This is a genomic window from Streptomyces sp. TRD_SC_5 (assembly GCF_056836825.1).
This window is the reverse complement of the sequence record NZ_JBWZZS010000001.1, coordinates 2402816-2420242: the sequence shown is the minus strand read 5'-3', so window position 1 is coordinate 2420242 and position 17427 is coordinate 2402816. Positions and strand designations below refer to the sequence as shown.

Annotated in this window: 12 protein-coding genes and 1 pseudogene; 8 read left to right on the top strand and 5 right to left on the bottom strand. The window is 71.6% G+C overall.

What is annotated here, in order from left to right:
* Positions 1 to 2 precede the first annotated feature (2 nt).
* The 3 genes from AC1P0E_RS11080 to AC1P0E_RS11070 all read right to left on the bottom strand — a co-directional run bounded on the left by AC1P0E_RS11080 (position 3) and on the right by AC1P0E_RS11070 (position 3895).
* Positions 3 to 1289 (bottom strand): ABC transporter substrate-binding protein, encoded by a 1287-nt coding sequence (locus AC1P0E_RS11080; RefSeq protein WP_482745720.1) that lies wholly within the window; start codon positions 1287 to 1289, stop codon positions 3 to 5.
* Positions 1290 to 1401: 112 nt separating this feature from the next.
* A complete protein-coding gene (locus AC1P0E_RS11075; RefSeq protein WP_482742001.1) occupies positions 1402 to 2613 on the bottom strand; it encodes an ROK family transcriptional regulator in 1212 nt (403 codons plus the stop codon).
* A 214-nt stretch (positions 2614 to 2827) separates the two neighbouring features.
* Positions 2828 to 3895, bottom strand: coding sequence for a mechanosensitive ion channel family protein (locus tag AC1P0E_RS11070; RefSeq protein WP_482742000.1), 1068 nt, complete (start codon positions 3893 to 3895; stop codon positions 2828 to 2830).
* A gap of 236 nt (positions 3896 to 4131) precedes the next feature.
* On the opposite strand from AC1P0E_RS11070, the gene AC1P0E_RS11065 reads away from it, so the two are divergent.
* Positions 4132 to 4668 (top strand): HNH endonuclease, encoded by a 537-nt coding sequence (locus AC1P0E_RS11065; protein ID WP_028814500.1) that lies wholly within the window; start codon positions 4132 to 4134, stop codon positions 4666 to 4668.
* 268 nt (positions 4669 to 4936) lie between these two features.
* Here AC1P0E_RS11065 and AC1P0E_RS11060 read toward each other — a convergent pair whose 3' ends face one another.
* A complete protein-coding gene (locus AC1P0E_RS11060; RefSeq protein WP_482741999.1) occupies positions 4937 to 7927 on the bottom strand; it encodes a glycoside hydrolase family 84 protein in 2991 nt (996 codons plus the stop codon).
* 199 nt (positions 7928 to 8126) lie between these two features.
* On the opposite strand from AC1P0E_RS11060, the gene AC1P0E_RS11055 reads away from it, so the two are divergent.
* The 3 genes from AC1P0E_RS11055 to AC1P0E_RS11045 are packed head-to-tail and all read left to right on the top strand — an operon-like array spanning position 8127 to position 10942.
* The gene (locus AC1P0E_RS11055; protein WP_482741998.1) at positions 8127 to 8384 is read left to right on the top strand and encodes a hypothetical protein; all 258 of its coding nucleotides are present in this window, start codon (positions 8127 to 8129) and stop codon (positions 8382 to 8384) included.
* Positions 8385 to 10691 carry a 4-alpha-glucanotransferase gene (malQ, locus tag AC1P0E_RS11050; RefSeq protein WP_482741997.1) on the top strand — a complete coding sequence of 769 codons (2307 nt, stop codon included), beginning with the start codon at positions 8385 to 8387 and terminating at the stop codon, positions 10689 to 10691.
* Positions 10692 to 10711: 20 nt separating this feature from the next.
* Complete coding sequence (locus tag AC1P0E_RS11045; protein WP_482741996.1) at positions 10712 to 10942, top strand: hypothetical protein; 231 nt, start codon at positions 10712 to 10714, stop codon at positions 10940 to 10942.
* A gap of 115 nt (positions 10943 to 11057) precedes the next feature.
* Here the strand turns inward: AC1P0E_RS11045 and AC1P0E_RS11040 are convergent, their stop codons facing one another.
* On the bottom strand, positions 11058 to 11573 hold the full coding sequence (locus tag AC1P0E_RS11040) for a MarR family winged helix-turn-helix transcriptional regulator (RefSeq protein WP_482741995.1): 516 nt from the start codon (positions 11571 to 11573) through the stop codon (positions 11058 to 11060).
* A 124-nt stretch (positions 11574 to 11697) separates the two neighbouring features.
* On the opposite strand from AC1P0E_RS11040, the gene AC1P0E_RS11035 reads away from it, so the two are divergent.
* The 4 genes and pseudogenes from AC1P0E_RS11035 (at position 11698) to alc (ending at position 17319) form a co-directional block, all read left to right on the top strand.
* Positions 11698 to 12639: an EamA family transporter gene (locus AC1P0E_RS11035; protein WP_482745719.1), complete on the top strand. Its 942-nt coding sequence runs from the start codon at positions 11698 to 11700 to the stop codon at positions 12637 to 12639.
* Positions 12640 to 12707: 68 nt separating this feature from the next.
* Positions 12708 to 13645 (top strand): annotated as a pseudogene (locus AC1P0E_RS11030) (DMT family transporter).
* A 30-nt stretch (positions 13646 to 13675) separates the two neighbouring features.
* On the top strand, positions 13676 to 14584 hold the full coding sequence (locus AC1P0E_RS11025; RefSeq protein WP_482741994.1) for a LysR family transcriptional regulator: 909 nt from the start codon (positions 13676 to 13678) through the stop codon (positions 14582 to 14584).
* A 1595-nt stretch (positions 14585 to 16179) separates the two neighbouring features.
* Positions 16180 to 17319 carry an allantoicase gene (gene alc / locus AC1P0E_RS11020; protein ID WP_482741993.1) on the top strand — a complete coding sequence of 380 codons (1140 nt, stop codon included), beginning with the start codon at positions 16180 to 16182 and terminating at the stop codon, positions 17317 to 17319.
* The last annotated feature ends 108 nt before the right edge of the window (positions 17320 to 17427 follow it).

Genomic DNA, 17427 nt, shown 5'->3' with positions numbered 1-17427 from the left:
GACTACTTCGCCTTCGCGATATCGGTGTCGATCTGCGCGGCCGTCCTCTCCAGACCGGCCTTCAGGTCCTTCACCGCCCCCTTCTCGTACTGGTAGCCGAATTCCTGGATCGTCTGGAGGTACGTCGCACCGTTCACCGCGCCCGCCGGCGTGCTGGACTCCGGGTGCTGCGCGATGTCGAGGAACGTCTTGAAGCGCGGGTCGAGCTTGAGGTCCGGCGACTTCAGGGCCTCGAAGGTGGACGGCACATTGCGGATCGCGTTGGCGAACTCCACGACGGCCCCGGTGTCCGTGGTCATGAACTCGACCAGCTCCCACGCCGCGTTCTGCTTCTTGCTCGCCGGGGCGATGCCCATGACCGTGCCGGACAGGAAGCCCTTGCCGTAGCTGTCGGCCTCGTCGTCGGCGACGGGCATCGGCGCGACGCCCACCTCGAACGGCACCTCGGCGTCCTCCGCCATGCCGAGCCGCCACTCGCCGTCCATCTGCATCGCGACCTGCCCGGTGTGGAACGGGTGCTTGGCACCCCACTCGTCACCGAAGGTGCCCCGGTACTTCTCCAGCTTCTGGAAGCCGCCGAGCTCCTCGACCAGCTTCTTCTGCTGCGCGAACATGGCGGCGAAGGCCGGGTCCTTGGCGATGTTCGACTTGCCGTCCGCGTCGAAGTACTGCTGGTCCCAGCTGCCCATGTAGTGCTCGGTGGTCGTCTCGTAGCCGTGGTAGTTCGGCATGAAGCCGAGCTGCTCGTAGCCGTCGCCCTTGGTCTTCGTCAGTTTCTTCGCGGTCGCGGTCAGCTCGGACATCGTCTTGGGCGGAGAGGCGATGCCGGCCTTCTTGAAGGCGTCCTTGTTGTAGTAGAGCCCGTACGCGTCGGCCAGCAGCGGCATCGCGCACCGCTTGCCCTCGAACTGCGTGTACTCCAGCGTCACCTTCGGGAAGGTCTTCTCCAGGTCGAGCTTCGACTTCTCGATGAAGGGCTTCAGGTCGGCGAAGGCGCCGGACGAGCAGAACTTCCCGACGTTGGACGTGGTGAAGGACGAAACGACGTCCGGGCCCTTCGAACCACCCGCGCGCAGCGCCTGGTTGAGCTTGTCGTCGTTGATGTTGCCGACGACGTTCACCTTGATGTTCTTGTGCCGCGCCTCGAAGCGGTCGACGTTCGCCTGGATCGCCTTCACCTCGGCCGGGGCGCTCCAGCCGTGCCAGAACGTGATCGTGGTCCGCGCGTTCGGGTCGTCGGTCGCGCCGGTCCCGGACTGGCCCGTACACGCGGAGGCGAGCACGGACATCGCGGCGACGGTGACGGCTGAGCCTATGAGACGGCGGTTTCGGCTGTTTTTGCGCATGGCGAAGCTCCCAGGGGCGGGGGACGGGGGTGAGAGGGGAGGGGCAGGTACCGGGCTAGCGGGAGGTGGTGTCGAAGACCTCGTCGCGAGTGGTGGCGAGGGCGCTCTCCAACGCCCCGCGCAGTACGGGCTCTTCCTGTACGGAACCGATGACGAGCCGGGGCCGGGGGGCGGCGAGCTCGGCGAGCTCCGCCTGGACCAGCGCGCGCAGTGGTTCGCCGCCGGCGACGAGAACCCCGCCGGACAGCACGATCAGTTCGGGGTCGAGGAGGGCGACCATCGAGGCGAGACCGGTCGCGAGCCCGGTCGCGAAGGCCTGGAGGAGTTCGCGGTACGGTCCGCTCTCCGCGCAGGAAGCCTCGCCGACCAGCGCGATGGCCTCCTCGAGGTACGTCTCACCGGCCGGCACCGCGATGCCGAGCTCCCGGGCCAGCCGGGGCACGGCCTGACCGCCCGCCAGCTCCTGGAAGCCGCCGGAGTTGGCCTTGGTCACCCGGCGTACGAGCGGCGTGCCCGGCACCGGCATGAACCCGACCTCACCGGCGCCACCGGTCCAGCCCCGGTGCAGCTGGCCGCCGATCACCAGCGCGGCACCCAGACCGCCGTGGTTCCACAGCAGTACGAAGTCCTGATGCCCGCGGGCCGCGCCCAGCCGCTGCTCGGCGACGGCGGCCAGGTTCACGTCGTTCTCGTACTCGACGGGCATGGGCAGCGCGGCCGCCAGGTCGTCGAGGAGGGTGGGGGAGTGCCAGCCGGGGAGGTGCGAGGCGTACCGCAGGCGTCCGGTGCCGGGGTCGAAGGCGCCCGGGGTCGCGATGACGACGCGGTGAACGTCGGCCCGGACGAGCCCGGCGGCCTTCACCGCGCCGTCGAGTGCGTCGGTCACCTGGCGTACGACGGACTCGGCGCGGCGGCCCGGGGTCGGCAGTTCGAACTCGCCGACGACCCTGCCCGTGATGTCGGCCACGGCGGCGCGGATGCGTCGCGGCGTCACGTCGAGGCCGGCGACGTGGGCGGCGCGGGCGTCGACCGCGTACAGCTGGGCGTTCGGCCCCGGACGCCCCTCCGTCGTACCGGTGGCGACGACGAGGCCTGCGGTCTCCAGGCGGACGAGCAGCTGGGACGCGGTGGGCTTGGACAGTCCGGTGAGCTTGCCGATCTTCGTACGGGAGAGCGGGCCGTGCTCCAGGAGCAGGTCGAGGGCGGCCCGGTCGTTCATCGCACGCAGAACGCGCGGCGTTCCCGGCGTGCCCGGAGTCCCGGCCATGGCGATGCACCCACCCTTCGGCTACCTACCAGTCAGCCGGCCAGTCTTCCCTACTGCGGGAATCACGGCAGGCATTGTTAGGAAAGTTTCCTGTTCGGTTGGGACGAAACTAGGGCGGGCGTCAGCAGTCGTCAAGAGCCACCGACGCACAGCGCCCCCGCGGCAACCAAAGCGTTACCTGCGGGGGCGCTGAAGGCGCGTACGTACGTACGGACTACTTGGCGAGATTGGTGGGCGGCGGAATCGGAGACGCCGCGATGGACTGCGGGGACATCGGGCTGGCCAGCGCGGACGGCGCAGACATGCCCGCCGTCGGGTCGGCCGGCGTACCGTCCTCGCCGAGCAGCACCGGGCCGCCGACGATCCGGATGCCCGCCCGGTCGAAGGCCTGCTTGATGCGCCAGCGCAGTTCCCGCTCGACCCGGAGCGCCTTGCCCGGCATCGTCTTCGCGGAGACCCGTACCACCATCGAGTCGAGCAGCACCGAGTCGAGGCCGAGCACCTCGACAGGACCCCAGAGCAGCTCGTTCCACGGATCGGCCTTGGCGATCTCGTCGGCGGTCTCGACGATGACCTTCCGTACGTGGTCCAGGTCCTCCGACGGGCGCACCTGAACGTCGACCCCGGCCGTGGCCCAGCCCTGGGAGAGGTTGCCGATGCGCTTGATCTCGCCGTTGCGGACGTACCAGATCTCGCCGTTGTCGCCGCGCAGCTTCGTCACGCGCAGGCCGACCTCGATGACCTCGCCGGACGCGACGCCCGCGTCGATGCTGTCCCCGACGCCGTACTGGTCCTCCAGGATCATGAAGACGCCGGAGAGGAAGTCGGTGACCAGGTTGCGCGCACCGAATCCGAGCGCCACACCCGCTACACCCGCCGAGGCGAGGAGCGGCGCCAGGTTGATGTTGAGCGCGCCGAGCACCATCAGGGCGGCCGTACCGAGGATCAGGAACGACGCGACGGAGCGCAGCACGGATCCGATCGCCTCAGAGCGCTGGCGGCGCCGCTCGGCGTTCACCAGGAGGCCGCCGAGAGCGGTGCCCTCGACCGCCTGGGCGCTGCGGTTCATGCGGGCGATCAGCTTGGTGAGGGAGCGGCGGATGACCGTACGCAGAACGGCGGCTATCACGACGATCAGGAGAATGCGAAGGCCCACGCTCAGCCAGGTGGACCAGTTCTGCTCGACCCAGCTCGCGGCGTTGGTCGCCTTCTGTGCAGCCTCGTCGAAGGTGACGGGCTGCTCGGGCGTCGGATCGGCGGCCGACAGGACGGACCAGAGCACAGCGGGTACCTCCAGGCGGGACGACAGCAGACCAACCACACTAACGGGGCATCCCGCCTAGTCCGGCGCTCTGTTCGAGGGAGAGACAAGGCTCACCAGGGCATGAAGGCCGTGTGGTCGAAAACACTCCGAGCCCGTTACCCGGACGTGGTGGCGTTTCGACCAGGCATGAGGGGAGACTGAGAGCAGATCGTCCCGGCGCGAGCCACGCGCCGCCGGCGTAATAGGAGGCATCCGTGCCGCACGTCCTGGTCCTCAATGCGTCGTACGAGCCGCTCGGCGTCGTACCGCTCCGCCGCGCGCTCGTCCTCGTACTGGAGAACAAGGCTCTCTGCCTCGAGGAATCCGGCGCCTTCATGCACAGCGCGACGCGTGCTGTCCCCGCACCGAGTGTCGTGCGGCTGAAACGGTTCGTGCGGGTCCCCTACCGGGGGCCCGTTCCTCTCACCCGCCGTGCGCTCTTCGCCAGGGACGGCGGGCGCTGCATGTACTGCGGTGGCGTCGCAACCAGCGTCGACCACGTCGTGCCGCGCAGTCGGGGCGGGCAGCACGCGTGGGAGAACGTGGTGGCCGCGTGCCGGCGCTGCAACCACGTCAAGGCCGACCGGCATCTCATGGAGCTGGGCTGGCGGCTGCGCCATCAGCCCGCCCCGCCGTCCGGTCTTGCCTGGCGGATCATCGGGACGGGGCATCGGGATCCGCGCTGGCTGCCGTACTTGCAGCCGTTCGGCGCGGATGACGCGCTGGCTCGGATCGACGGCATCTCGGCCTGAGGATCCGGGCCTTTGTCGTCCTACGGGGGTGGGGTGCGGGTGCCGGTGGGTGCGGGCTGCCTGCCTGCGGCGCTGTTCCCCTACCCGCCCCTTCCCGGCTGTGACACTTTGCGGCTCCGCCGCGTGAGGGGGCAAGCCCCCAGGCCCCCGGACGCCCTCCCCAGCCCCTCCGGCGTTTGAGGAGCGGGGTCTGGGGCAGCGCCCCAGTTCGGAAGGGGCGGCGTAGGGGAAAGCCCCGCGCAGCGGCCGCCGCATCCACCCGCCGGGGCTAGTCGGCGTCGGCCACCGCGTACGCCTCGACCGCGAACAGGGAGTAGCCGAACGGCAGCGCCCGCTCATCGCACTGCACCCGCACGAACCGGGCCCCGGCCGCGTCCATCCGGACCGTCTCGCGCCCGCCCTGGCCGTCCCTGACCGTCGCCGCCGTGCGCCAGGTGCGGCCGTCCTCCGACACCTGGACGCGGTACTTCTTCGCGTACGCCTCCTGCCAGTGCAGTACGACCTGACCCAGCCGCACCGGCTCCCCCAGCTCCGTCTGCCACCACGCGGAGGGGCCCACCGGTGACGTCCACCGGGTCGTCGGGTCGCCGTCGGCGGCGTTCGGGGCCGGGAAGTCGGCGGTCTCGTCGCCGGACGACGACACCCGCGCGCCCTCGCCCCGCACCAGATCGGGCCCGGCCGTACGCGGAAACGCACGCACCGTAAGGACACTGTTCTGCCCGTCGAAGGACACCGGCACCTTGTACTCGCCCGCCCGCACCGCCTTGTCGACCGTGACGTCGAGAGGAACGGCGGTGGACGCGCCCCGCGGCACCGTCGTCGCCGGTGGGGCCTTCACCTCGATGCCCTTCGGCGTCTCGGCCGTCAGCCGCCCCCGCACCTCGCCCGGCCGCTGCCCCGTCAGCCGTACCGTGACGCGCTCCGGCCGGCTCCCGCCGATCTCCGCGTCCGTCTCGCTGCGCTCAAGCCGCAGCCCCGCCCGCGGCTCGTCCGCGAACCACGGCACCAGGCGGTGCACCACGGGAGCGTCGCCGTCACGTGCCGCGTCCCAGGTCAGGCGCACGGCATCCACTCGCGCGCCCCCGGCGTCCGTCTGCGTCCAGCCGCTGCCGGAGAGCGCGCCCACGCGCCGCCAGCCCTGGCCCGGGACATGCGCCTCGACGGCCGAGCCCTCGCCCGTACCCGGCTCGGTCATGGCGGTCAGCGCCTCGACGGGCCGCGTCCTGTCGAGCCGCACGGTGTACGAACCTGCGTCCTCCGAGACGCTGCCCGCCTTGCGGTCCGCGCCCGTCCAGGCGTCCGCCGCCTTGACGGCCTTCGCCAGGAAGGGGTCGAGCACACCCTTGCCGACGGTGACCCGGCTCGCCTTCAGTGAGCCGCGCAGCGCCTCCAGGTCCAGCGAGGCGCGCCAGGCCGCCGGGCCGTCGCCGCGCGCCTGCGCCTGGAGCAGGTCGACGGACAGCTCGCCCGCCCTCCCGTACCGCGCCAGCTGCTCGGTCCACGGCCGTACCTCGTCGTCGAAGGCACCGCCCGCCGAGCCGTGGAGCCGCGACGGTGCCTCGCGCATCACCGTGAAGGCGTCGCGCAGCTTCTTCGCCGCCGCGTCCCGTACGCCCTGGTCGGCCGACGTACGCGTACGCCAGAAGCCGTCGATGAGCGGCCGCAGATACGCCGACTCCTCGCCGCCCAGCACGGACGACGCGTCGTTGCCCGCCAGCGCCCGCATCGCCTCGCGCGCCGGTGCGTCGTCGCCCGCCAGATCGTCCATCGCGGCCTGCCAGGACTCCTGCGGCTGGTAACCACGGGGGTTCCAGGCGTAGTCGGCGGCCGTGAAGAGCGGGATGCGGGAGGCGGACGCCTGCTCCATGGCGTTGGCGAGGAGGGCGGCCGAGCCGGACGCGACGGCGGGCTCCCGGCCCATGTAGGGGCCGAGGAAGATGCGGTCCTGCGCGTAGTCGTTGACCGGGTAGTTGTCCATCGTCACCAGCGGATGCCCGAACGCGTCGCGTGCCCCGGCGAGTTCACGCCCGGTGATCGTCTTCGGTACGACGCCGACGCCCGTCCACGCGACGTGCACCCCGCCGTCCAGCTGCGCGGCGAGCGCCTGCCGGTAGTCGGTGTCGCCCTCCTGGTAGAACTCCGTCGGCATCACGGTCAGCGGCTCGGACCCCGGGTGCCGCTCCGCCAGGTGCTGCGCCACCGCGTTCGCCACGCGCGCGTGCGCCTTCGCCGCGGCCTGTGGCCCCGAGCCGAAGGTGTCCACGTCCGCGTCGCAGTGCCACTCGCTGTAGCTGACGTCCTGGAACTGGAGCTGGAAGGAGCGCACGCCCAGCGCCCACATCGCGTCGAACTTGCGGTTCAGGGCCCTGATGTCGTCGGAGGACGACATGCACATCGCCTGCCCCGGCGCCACGGCCCAGCCGAGCGTCACGTGGCTGCTGCGGGCCCGCTCGGCGAGCGCCCGGAAGTCGGCGCGCTGGTCCGCCGGGTACGGGTCGCGCCAGCGGGCCTGGCGGTACGGGTCGTCGCCGGGGGCGTAGAGGTATCGGTTCTGCTTGGTACGGGCCATGAAGTCGACCTGGGCGAGACGCTGCTCACGCGTCCACGGCTGCCCGTAGAAGCCCTCGGTCATGCCGCGTACGGCCGTACCCGGCCAGTCGCGGACCACGGCCCCGGCGATCTGCCTGCCGTCCTGATCACCCGTCGTCACCAGCTGACGCAGGGTCTGCGCGGCGTGGAACAGGCCGTCGTCCCCGATGCCGTCGAGCGCGACCGTGTCCCGCCCGTCGACGCTGCCGACGGCTATCCGGTAGCCCCCGGACGGCAGGTCGGCGCGTTCGGGTGCGCGAAGGGCGCGCAGCGCGTCGTTCGCGCCGGTGCCGCCGGCCCGTACGACCACGCCACGCGCGGGCAGCGGCTCGTCGGGCGACACGGTGTAGAGAGTCGTCACGCCCGCGTCGCGCAGCACGTCTCCAAGGGCCTTCAGGGCGTACGGATCGGTGCCGGCCTCCGCGACGAGCACGGCTTCCTGGCCCACCCGCACCGGCTGCCCGCCCGCCCGTATCGACTGCGGCCGCGGCCAGACGGCAGGCACGGCCCCGGCTTCGCTCGCGCGGTCAGGCTTCGTGGTGGTGGGGGTGCCGGGGTCGGGGGCGGAGGGGGCGGCGAACGCTCCGTGCGAACCGCCGAGCAGCCCACCGATCACGGCCACCGCGACGGCGGTCGCGCCTCTCGCGCCTCTCCTGCGCCCGAACTGCACGGCCGTCTCCTCAGTCGCGTCAGTCTTCTTCTGTGGGCCACGACCCCACCACCAGTCCGGCCGGGTGTCAATTTTCATACGGGTGCCGTCCGGGGAACCTGGTGTGATGCGGGACACGTTGATGGAACGTATACGTCTGCGGCCGTGCCCATTGGGTAGGGCTGCTGTGTCCGCTTAGCCCACCGTAGGGAGGCCCCCTGTGGCCGCTGCACAGCTTCTCCTCTCCGCCCTGTCCAAACCCGTGCCCGCTCCCCGCCCCCGTCTCGACGCCGCATTCCCCTTCGACGCCGGATTCGCCGAACCGCTGCTCACCAGCGAGCCGCCGCTGACGAGCGAGCCTCCGATGGCCGACGCCGCGCCGCTCACCAGCGAGCCCCCGATGGCCGACGCCGCCCCCCTGACCAGCGAACCGACTGCCCACGGCACGGCATCGGGCATGGAGCCCACGGGGGTCTAGATGGGCCTTGCCCGGCTCGCGGCCCTGCATGGCGTCGCCACGTCCTACCAGCCTTCGGCGCACCGCACGCTCCAGGTCCCCGACGACACGGTGGTGGCCGTACTGGCGGCTCTGGGCGTCGACGCGCGCACGCCCGAAGCGGTGCGTACGGCCCTGGACGCCCACGAGGCCGCCGCTGCCCGCCGCCTGCTGCCCGCCACGGTGGTGTCCTGGACGGGCCCGGCCGGCCCGCAGCCGCCGCCCGCGGCCACCGGCCTGCCCGCAGGCACGCGGCTGCGCGTCGAGACGGAGCAGGGGCCCGCGGTGGAGTGGGAGACGCCGGCCGACGGCCCGCCGCGCGCAAAGGCGCCCGGCCCCGGCTCCCGCTCCGGCAACGACGTGGTGCCATCGCCGCTGCCAAGCGTGAGCGAGGGCAGCGAGTCGGCCGTGAGCGAAGGCAGTGAAGGCAGCGAAGGCTGGGGGCAGCTGCCTCTCGGAGTGCACCGGCTGGGCGTGCGTACGCCGGAGGGCCGGGAGGACGCCGCCACGCTCGTCGTCGCGCCCGCCCGCGTCCCGCAGCCCCCCGGCCGCACCTACGGGTTCATGGTCCAGCTCTACTCCCTGCTCTCGCGGCGCTCCTGGGGCATGGGCGACCTCGGTGACCTCGCCGAGCTCGCCGCCTGGTCCGGGCGCTCGCTGGGCGTCGGCTTCGTGCAGATCAACCCCCTGCACGCGGCCGTCCCCGCTACGCCCACCGACCCGTCGCCGTACCGCCCGTCCTCGCGGCGCTTCCCCGACCCCGTACACCTGAGGGTCGAGGACGTCCCGGAGTACGCCCATGTCCCTCCGGCGGACCGCGCCCGTATCGACGACCTGCTCGACCGGGCCGCCACCCTGCGCGACGGCGTGCTCAGCAAGGGCGAGCTGATCGACCGTGACGCCGTGTGGCAGCTGAAGAAGCAGGCTCTGGAGCTCGTACGGGCCGTCCCGCTCGGCCCCGGCCGCCGCGCCGCCTACTGCGACTTCCTGTCCGAGCAGGGCGCCGCGCTGGAGGACCACGCCACGTGGTGCGCGCTTGCCGAGGTGTACGGGCCCGACTGGCACGCCTGGCCGGCCGCGCTGCGCGACGACCCGCGCTCCGCCGCCGTCGAGCGCGCCCGTAACGATCTGCACGACCGCGTGGACCTGCACGGCTGGCTTGCCTGGCTCACCGACTGCCAGCTGGCCGCCGCCCAGCACACCGCCCGCGAGGCGGGCATGCCCGTCGGCATCGTCCACGACCTGGCCGTGGGCGTGCACCCGGGCGGCGCCGATGCCTGGGCGCAGCAGGACGCGTACGCCCGCGGCATGTCCGTCGGCGCCCCGCCTGACGCCTTCAACGCGCTCGGCCAGGACTGGGGCCTGCCCCCGTGGCGCCCCGACGTCCTGGCCGCAGCCGCGTACGCCCCCTTCCGCGGCCTGCTGCGCGGGCTGCTGCGCAACGCGGGCGCGCTTCGGATCGACCATGTGATGGGGCTGTTCAGGCTCTGGTGGGTCCCGGAGGGGCGCGAGCCGACGGCAGGGACGTACGTCAGGTACGACGCGGAGGCGATGCTCGCCGTACTCGCCCTGGAGGCACACCTGGCGGGCGCGAGCGTCATAGGGGAGGACCTCGGGACGGTCGAGCCGGGTGTGCGCGACGCCCTCGCCGAGCGCGGTGTGTCCGGCACGTCGGTGCTGTGGTTCGAGCGCGACTGGACCGGTACGGGAGAACCGCTGCCCCCGGACGGTTGGCGCGAACACTGCCTGGCCACGGCCACTACACATGACCTGCCGTCCACTGCCGCCCGGCTGACGGGCGAGCATGTGGCGCTGCGCCACCGGCTCGGGCTGCTCACCCGTCCGCTGGAGGAGGAGCGGGCCGAGGCGGCCGTGGAGGTGGCGGACTGGCTGTCGTACCTGGCCAGGCTCGGTCTGCTGCCGGAGGGCGTGGGCGACGAGGAGGGCGAGATCCGCGCCGCGTACCGCTTCCTGCTGCGCACCCCGGCCCGGATGGTCGGCATCTGGCTGCCGGACGCGGTGGGCGACCGCCGGCCGCAGAATCTGCCGGGCACCTGGGACCAGTACCCGAACTGGCGCCTGCCGGTGGCAGACGCGGAGGGGCGTCCCGTAACCCTGGAGCAACTGGCCGGGTCGCCACGTCTGTACCGGCTGATCGACGCGTTCCGGGGCGGTGCGGCAACGGCTGGGGCAACCCGGGGGGCGACCCCTGCGGTAACCCGTGGGGCAACCCCTGCGGCAACCGCTTTGGCACCCCCTATGGCACCCCCGGGCGCGCGGGCCGATTAGGGGTTCGCTACGTTTGCACCGTGGACAAGAAGAACGCCCTGCGCGCCGGCGCCGTCGCGGCCGGTACGACGCTGATGATGCTGCTCATGTCGTCCCCCGCCCTCGCGCTCACGCCCGACGACGGCGACGACCCGGGTCCCGGCCTGAGTGTGGCCGAGACGCTCGGTCTGTATGTCGTGGCTCCGATCGCGCTGTTCGTGGTGATCGCCGGCCTCGTCATGGTGCTGGACAAGTCCAAGAAGCAGACCTGACAACACACACGAACACGTCTTTGAGGGCGCCTTCGTCCGTGCGCGAGTGATCGCGTACGGGGCGGGGCGCCCTCTGCGTTTTTCTTGCTGGGGGTCGGCCTACGGGCGGGTCGACTTACGGGCGGGTCGAACCGGCCAGGAGCTGTCGCAGCAGCTCCTGGAGCTGATCCAACTGCTCCTCGCCGAGCCCTTCGAGCGCCTCGTGCTGAAGCTCGAGCCCGGCCGCGACGGCCTCGTCGACGATCGCGAGGCCGCGCTCGGAGAGCGTCACCCGCAGCCCGCGCCGGTCGTGGGGGTCGGGGCTGCGGCTGAGCAACCCGGCCCGCTCCAGCTTGTCGAGCCGGCCCGTCATCCCGCCGGTGGTGAGCATCAGCGTCGCGGAGAGCTGGCGCGGCGAGAGCGTGTACGGCTCACCGGAGCGGCGCAGTGTCGCGAGGACGTCGAACTCGCCGCGTGAGATCCCGAAACGGTCGTACGCCTTCTCGATGCGGTCGCCCATCGCGCGTGCGATCCGGTAGATGCGGCCGAAGACGGCCATCGGAGCGGTGTCGAGATCGGGGCGTACGTCGGCCCACTGGGCGGTGATGGCGTCGACGGGGTCCTTGGTCGCCTTGGTCGCCTTGGTCGTCATGTCCGCAGTATCCGGAGACTTCAGCTCGGCCGCAAGAAAGTTGCTTGATGACTAAGCATCTAGTGTGGCGTCTTCTGGTTGGAAAAGGGGGGGGGGGGGGGGGGGGGGGGGGGGGGGGGGGACAATCGCGCTCACCGCGCTCGCGCCCATCTCGTGGGGCTCGACGTACGCCGTCACCACCGAATTCCTGCCGCCCGACCGGCCGCTCTTCACGGGCCTGATGCGTGCCCTGCCCGCCGGGTTCGTACTGCTGGCGATCGCCAGGACGCTGCCGCGCGGCGTGTGGTGGGGAAAGGCGGCCGTGTTGGGGGCCCTGAATATCGGGGTGTTCTTCCCGCTGCTCTTCCTCTCGGCGTACCGGCTGCCGGGCGGCATGGCGGCGGTCTTCAGTTCGCTGGGGCCGCTGTGGGTGGCCGGGCTGGCGGTGTTGCTGCTGAGTGAGAAGCCGACCGTACGCACCCTGCTGACCGGGATCGCGGCGGCGCTCGGCGTGAGCCTGGTGGTGCTGCGCGCCACCGCCGCGCTGGACACGATCGGGGTGCTGGCGGCGCTCGCGTCGTCCGCCTCGATGGCGGCCGGCACCGTACTGACCAAGCGCTGGGGGCGGCCGGAGGGTGTGGGTCCGCTGGTCATGACCGGCTGGCAGCTGACAGCCGGCGGGCTGCTGATCGCGCCCGTCGCGTTCCTGGTGGAGGGCGCGCCCCCGGCGCTGGACGGGCGGGCGGTCGCCGGCTACCTCTACCTCGCGCTGGTCAACACGGCGGTGGCGTACTGGCTGTGGTTCCGCGGCATCGGCCGGCTCTCCGCGACTTCGGTGACCTTCCTCGGCCCGCTGTCGCCGCTGGCGGCGGCGGTCATCGGCTGGGCGGCGCTGGGGGAGGTGCTGACGCCGGTGCAGCTGGTGGGGATGGCGATCGCGTTCGGGGCGACGCTGCTGGGTCAGGTGGGGGCTGGGGGACGCGAGGGGCCTGGGAGGCGGCGCGAGTGGCCTGCACCTTTCAGTTCATCTGAACGAATTAATCGAAAAGATTCGATGGACCTTATGGGTCGTGCGGTGCGACGGTAGAACCCGCAACCAAGTTGGAGGGGATACCAGTGGCAGTCCAGGACCGCGTCCGTATCAGCAGCGAGCCGGTGGGGGAGAGGGGGACGGGGAGCGTACGGGGCGTAGGGGGCGTAACGGCAGAGAGGGCAGCGGCGGTCGGTCTCGTCCTCGCGGCCGTCGCGACGGTCGTCTGGTCCGGCAGCTTCGTCACCTCCCGCGCCCTGCACGACTCCGTCCCGCCCGTGCAGGCCGCCTTCTGGCGCTGGATCGTGGCGATCGTCGCCGTGGCGCCGTTCGCGGCCCGCGAGGCCTGGCGTCAACGGAGCTTGCTTCGGCGCCACTTCGGCTTCGTGGCCCTGGCCGCACTCCTCGGCGTAACCGTCTACAACACCCTCGTCAACCAGGCCGGTCTCTCCACCTCGGCAGGCAACATGGGCATGATCATGGCCGCGTCGCCGGTCCTCATGGCCCTCTACGAACGCCTGGGCGGCGCACGTCTCGGCGCCCGTCGCACGGTCGGGATGCTGGTGGCCTGTGTCGGGGTGCTGCTCCTGGTCAGCAAGGGCTCGTTGGCCATGGACTTCGCGGCCGGGGACCTGTGATGCTGGCGGCAGCGGTCTGCTTCGGCTCGTACAGCGCGCTGCTGCGCCGCAAGCCGGCTGAGATCGGCGGACTGGCCTTCCTCTTCAGCACGTTCGTGCTGGGCGCGCTGATGCTGTTGCCCGCGTACGCCGTGAGCCTGGCGCTCCAGGGCGGCTTCGAGCCGACGGTGGGAACGGTCGGTCCGCTGGTGTACGTGGGTGTCTTCTCCTCTGCGGTGGCCTTCTTCGCCTGGAACAAGGCGGTCGCCCTGATCGGCGCGGCGAGGGCGGGCGTCATCTACTACCTGCAGCCGGTGTGCGTGGCCCTGCTCTCCTTCGCGCTGCTGGGCGAGGCGACGGGACCGATGCAGCTCCTGTGCATGGCGCTGATCCTGGGTGGAGTGATGCTGGGAGCGGGGCGGGGGCGGGCGCGGGGGCGGCGGTGAGCGGTGATGGGCCGGGATAGATTCCGTCCCATGATCGAGTGGGACATCAAGAAGCTGCGGATCCTGCGGACCCTGCGCGACCGGGGGACCGTGACCGCGACGGCCGAGGCGTTGCTGATGACGCCTTCGGCCGTTTCGCAGCAACTGTCCAACCTGGGCAAGCAGCTCGGCGTACCGCTGCTGGAGGCGCACGGGAGGCGGGTACGCCTGACGGACGCGGCCCACTTGGTGCTGCGGCACGCGGAGGCGGTCTTCGCGCAACTGGAGCAGGCGGACGCCGAGTTGACGGGCTATGTGCGTGGGGAGGCGGGGGAGGTGCGGGTGGGGGCGTTTTCGACGGCCGTGCCGGCACTGGTCGTACCGGCGGTGCAGCGGCTGCGTACGACGCATCCCGCGCTGGAGGTACGGGTGCGGGAGGCGGAGGCGGCGGAGGCGTACGAACTGCTGGCGAGCGGGTCGGTGGACCTGGCGCTGTCGCTGGCGGCGCACGCGCCGACCGCCCGCGACCTCCAGCTGGCCCGAGTACCGCTGCTGGCGGACCCGCTGGACGTCGCGCTCCCGGCGGGACACCCGCTGGCGGCGGCGCCGGGGCTGAGGCTGGCGGACCTTTCGGGCGAGCCGTGGATCTTCGGCGGGAGCGGGCCGTGGTCGGAGATCACACGCCATGCGTGCGAGGCGGCGGGCTTCGTACCGGAGCAGGCACACAGCGCCGCCGGCTGGACGGCGATCCTGGCCATGGTCGAGGCAGGGATGGGCGTGGCGCTGGTCCCGCGGATGGCGGCGGCGGAGCGTCGCACGGGGGTGGTGATGCGGGTCCTGAGCGCGGACCAGCCACAGCGCCATGTGGTGGCGGCGGTACGCCGAGGCGCGGAGGCGGGCCCGGCGGTGGCCCGAGTCCTGTCGGCTTTGCGCGAGGTGGCGGCGGCGCGATTGGGGTGAGGGGGGTGAGCCGAGGTCGGGTAAAGACAACCACTGGTTGCTTCTGGGGGTTTCGGGCCGTCCCGAGCGCTCGAGTGTCGGTGGGCCGGGGCGGCGCGTCAAGGGCGCTCCCTGCGGTCGCGTCGCTGCGCGATGGGCCTGCGGCCCACCCTTGACCCGCCGCCCCGTCCCACCGCTAACGCTCAATAGGGGACGGCCCAAGAAAAAACGCCCTGCACGACAACTGGGATACGGGCGCGGGTGGGTTCGGTGGGTTGCGGGTTGGTGGGTGGGGCGCGGTCGGTCTATGGGGTGGTGCGGCCCCAGTCTCGGCGGGTGCGGCGACGGCTGTTGGTGCACCATCCCCAAACCGGACGCACACGCGCACCCACGCCGGTGGACGGCCGGCGGTTTGGGTCGACCTGCGGACTGATGTCTGCGTGGGTGGGGCGCGTCAGTTGAATGGGGCGACTCGGGCCGGTCTGGCGTCCACCCCGGCCGGAGGTCGGCTGGGCCACAAGCACGTGGTCGGACTTGGTGGGTGGAAGGGCATCCAGGAGACGTCCGTTCGGGTTGGCGTGGCTGGTGTGGTTCGGTGGGCTGGTGTTGGCCGAGGTGCCCATTCCGCCCCGCCATTGCGCGAGCAACAGCCCTCTTTCGGTGGGGTGCATGTCCTTCAACCTCCCCTCCCCCGGGCAACTGCAACGAACACGCCACTTGACGAGCTCCATCGCCCCTCGGATCACACTGGTCCCACCCGTATCGCTTCGGGTTGTCATGGGAGCGTTTCGACCCACAACGGCCCCACGGACCGCGCGCGAACCGATCGGATGGTGCGGTTGGCGTGAGGGGTGTTACTGGTGGGATGACGGGCCAGAAAGCCCCGGCCGTACCGGGGTTGGTTGCCGCTGACGGGGCGGCCTGCTGGTCGCAGGCGCGCCGCAGCCATCGGCAGAACCACACTCCTGGGCGCCCCTCCACCCACCAAGCCCAGCAACGTGCTTGCAGTCCTGCCGACCACCGGTGGGGGTGGACGCCGAACCGGCCCGAGTCGCCCCATTTAACTGTCGCGCCCCACCTGCATAGACATGAGTCCGCAGGTCGGCTCAGACGGCCAGCCGCCTACCGGCCTGGGTGACCGTGTGCGTCCGGAATGCGGATGGTGCACCAGCGGCCGTTCCCGCACCCGCTTAGCCTGGGGCCGAGCCGCCCCCTAGAGCTCGTGCGCCCCACCCACACACCCGCCGCCCGGCAGCGGTGAGCGACCACTTGCCGGAGTTTCCCCGTGGGCTCCCCCCGGGGGCCGCCCCCCTTAAGCATTGCGGCGGAGGTTCGGCGGTCAAGGGTGGAGCGCAGCGCAATCGCCGCAGGCGACGCGACGCAGGAGCGCCCTTGAGGGCCGGGCCTCCGACGCCACCCTCACCAAAGGCGGCCCCCACACCAGACGCAACCAACGCCACGGATCCACCGAAGCCGCCGTTCCCCGCTCCCCGCCCCCGCTCCCCGCCCCCGCTCCCTTCCTCTCGTTCCCTCCCCCCAACCATTCGTTTCTGCTTCAAAGGTTGTCCAGAAACTTTCGATGGACCTGACCGTTCCGTCGGTGTGACAGTCACTGCATGACGACGACGACTCCCGCGCACAGCGAAGACCCGCACGCCAACGACGCCGCCCCCTACGGGGGTGGCGACCCGTACGTTGACTATCGGGGCGGGGACTTTACTTTCGCCGAGCTCGTCGATCTGGCCGACCGGCGTCTCGGAGCGGGTGTCATCGCCGCCAACGACGAGTTCTTCGCCGAGCGCGAGAACCTCCTCATCCGCGAGCGCGCCGTCTTCGACCCGGAGCACTTCGGGCACAAGGGCAAGATCATGGACGGCTGGGAGACCCGCCGCCGACGCGGCGTCGACGGTACGCACCCCTTCCCGGCGCCCGACGACCACGACTGGGCCATCGTCCGCCTCGGCGCCCCCGGCGTCATCCGCGGCATCATCGTCGACACCGCCCACTTCCGCGGCAACTACCCGCAGCGCGTGAGCATTCAGGCCGCCGCGGTGGAGGGTTCGCCGAGCCCCGAGCAGCTCCTCGCCTCCGACGTGAAGTGGGAGGAGATCGTCCCGGTGACGCCCGTGCGCGGGCACGCCGCCAACGGGTTCGAGATCACCAGCGAGCGCCGCTACACGCACATCCGGCTCTGCCAGCACCCCGACGGCGGCGTCGCCCGCCTCCGCGTGCACGGTGAAGTCGTGCCCGACCCCGAGTGGCTCGACCTTCTCGGGACCGTCGACCTCGTCTCCGTACTCAACGGGGGTGTGTACGAAGACGCTTCCGACAAGTTCTACTCGTCACCGACGCAGATCATCCTGCCGGGCACCTCGCGGAAGATGGACGACGGGTGGGAGAACCGCCGCCGCCGCGTCCGCGACACCAACGACTGGGTGCGCTTCCGCCTCGTCGCGCAGGGTGCCATCCGTGCCGTCGAGATCGACACGGCGTACCTCAAGGGCAACTCGGCCGGGTGGATCGCTCTGAGCGGACGCAACGGCGAGACCGGTGAGTGGTTCGAGATCATCCCGCGCACCAAGCTCCAGCCGGACACCCTGCACCGCTTCAAGCTCGCCGCCCAGGCTGTCGCCACCCACGTACGCCTCGACGCCTTCCCCGACGGCGGCGTCGCCCGGATGCGGCTGCACGGGGTGCTCACCGAGCAGGGCGCGGCCGATCTGCGTGCGCGTTACGAGGATGTGGCGGGCCAGTAGGTACGGCCGTACCACCAGCTGGTACGGCCAGTAGACCCCGCCCGGCGGACGGCAGCGGCACAGCGCCCGTCCGTCGGGCGGTTTCAACGTGAACGTGAGGGCGCCCCT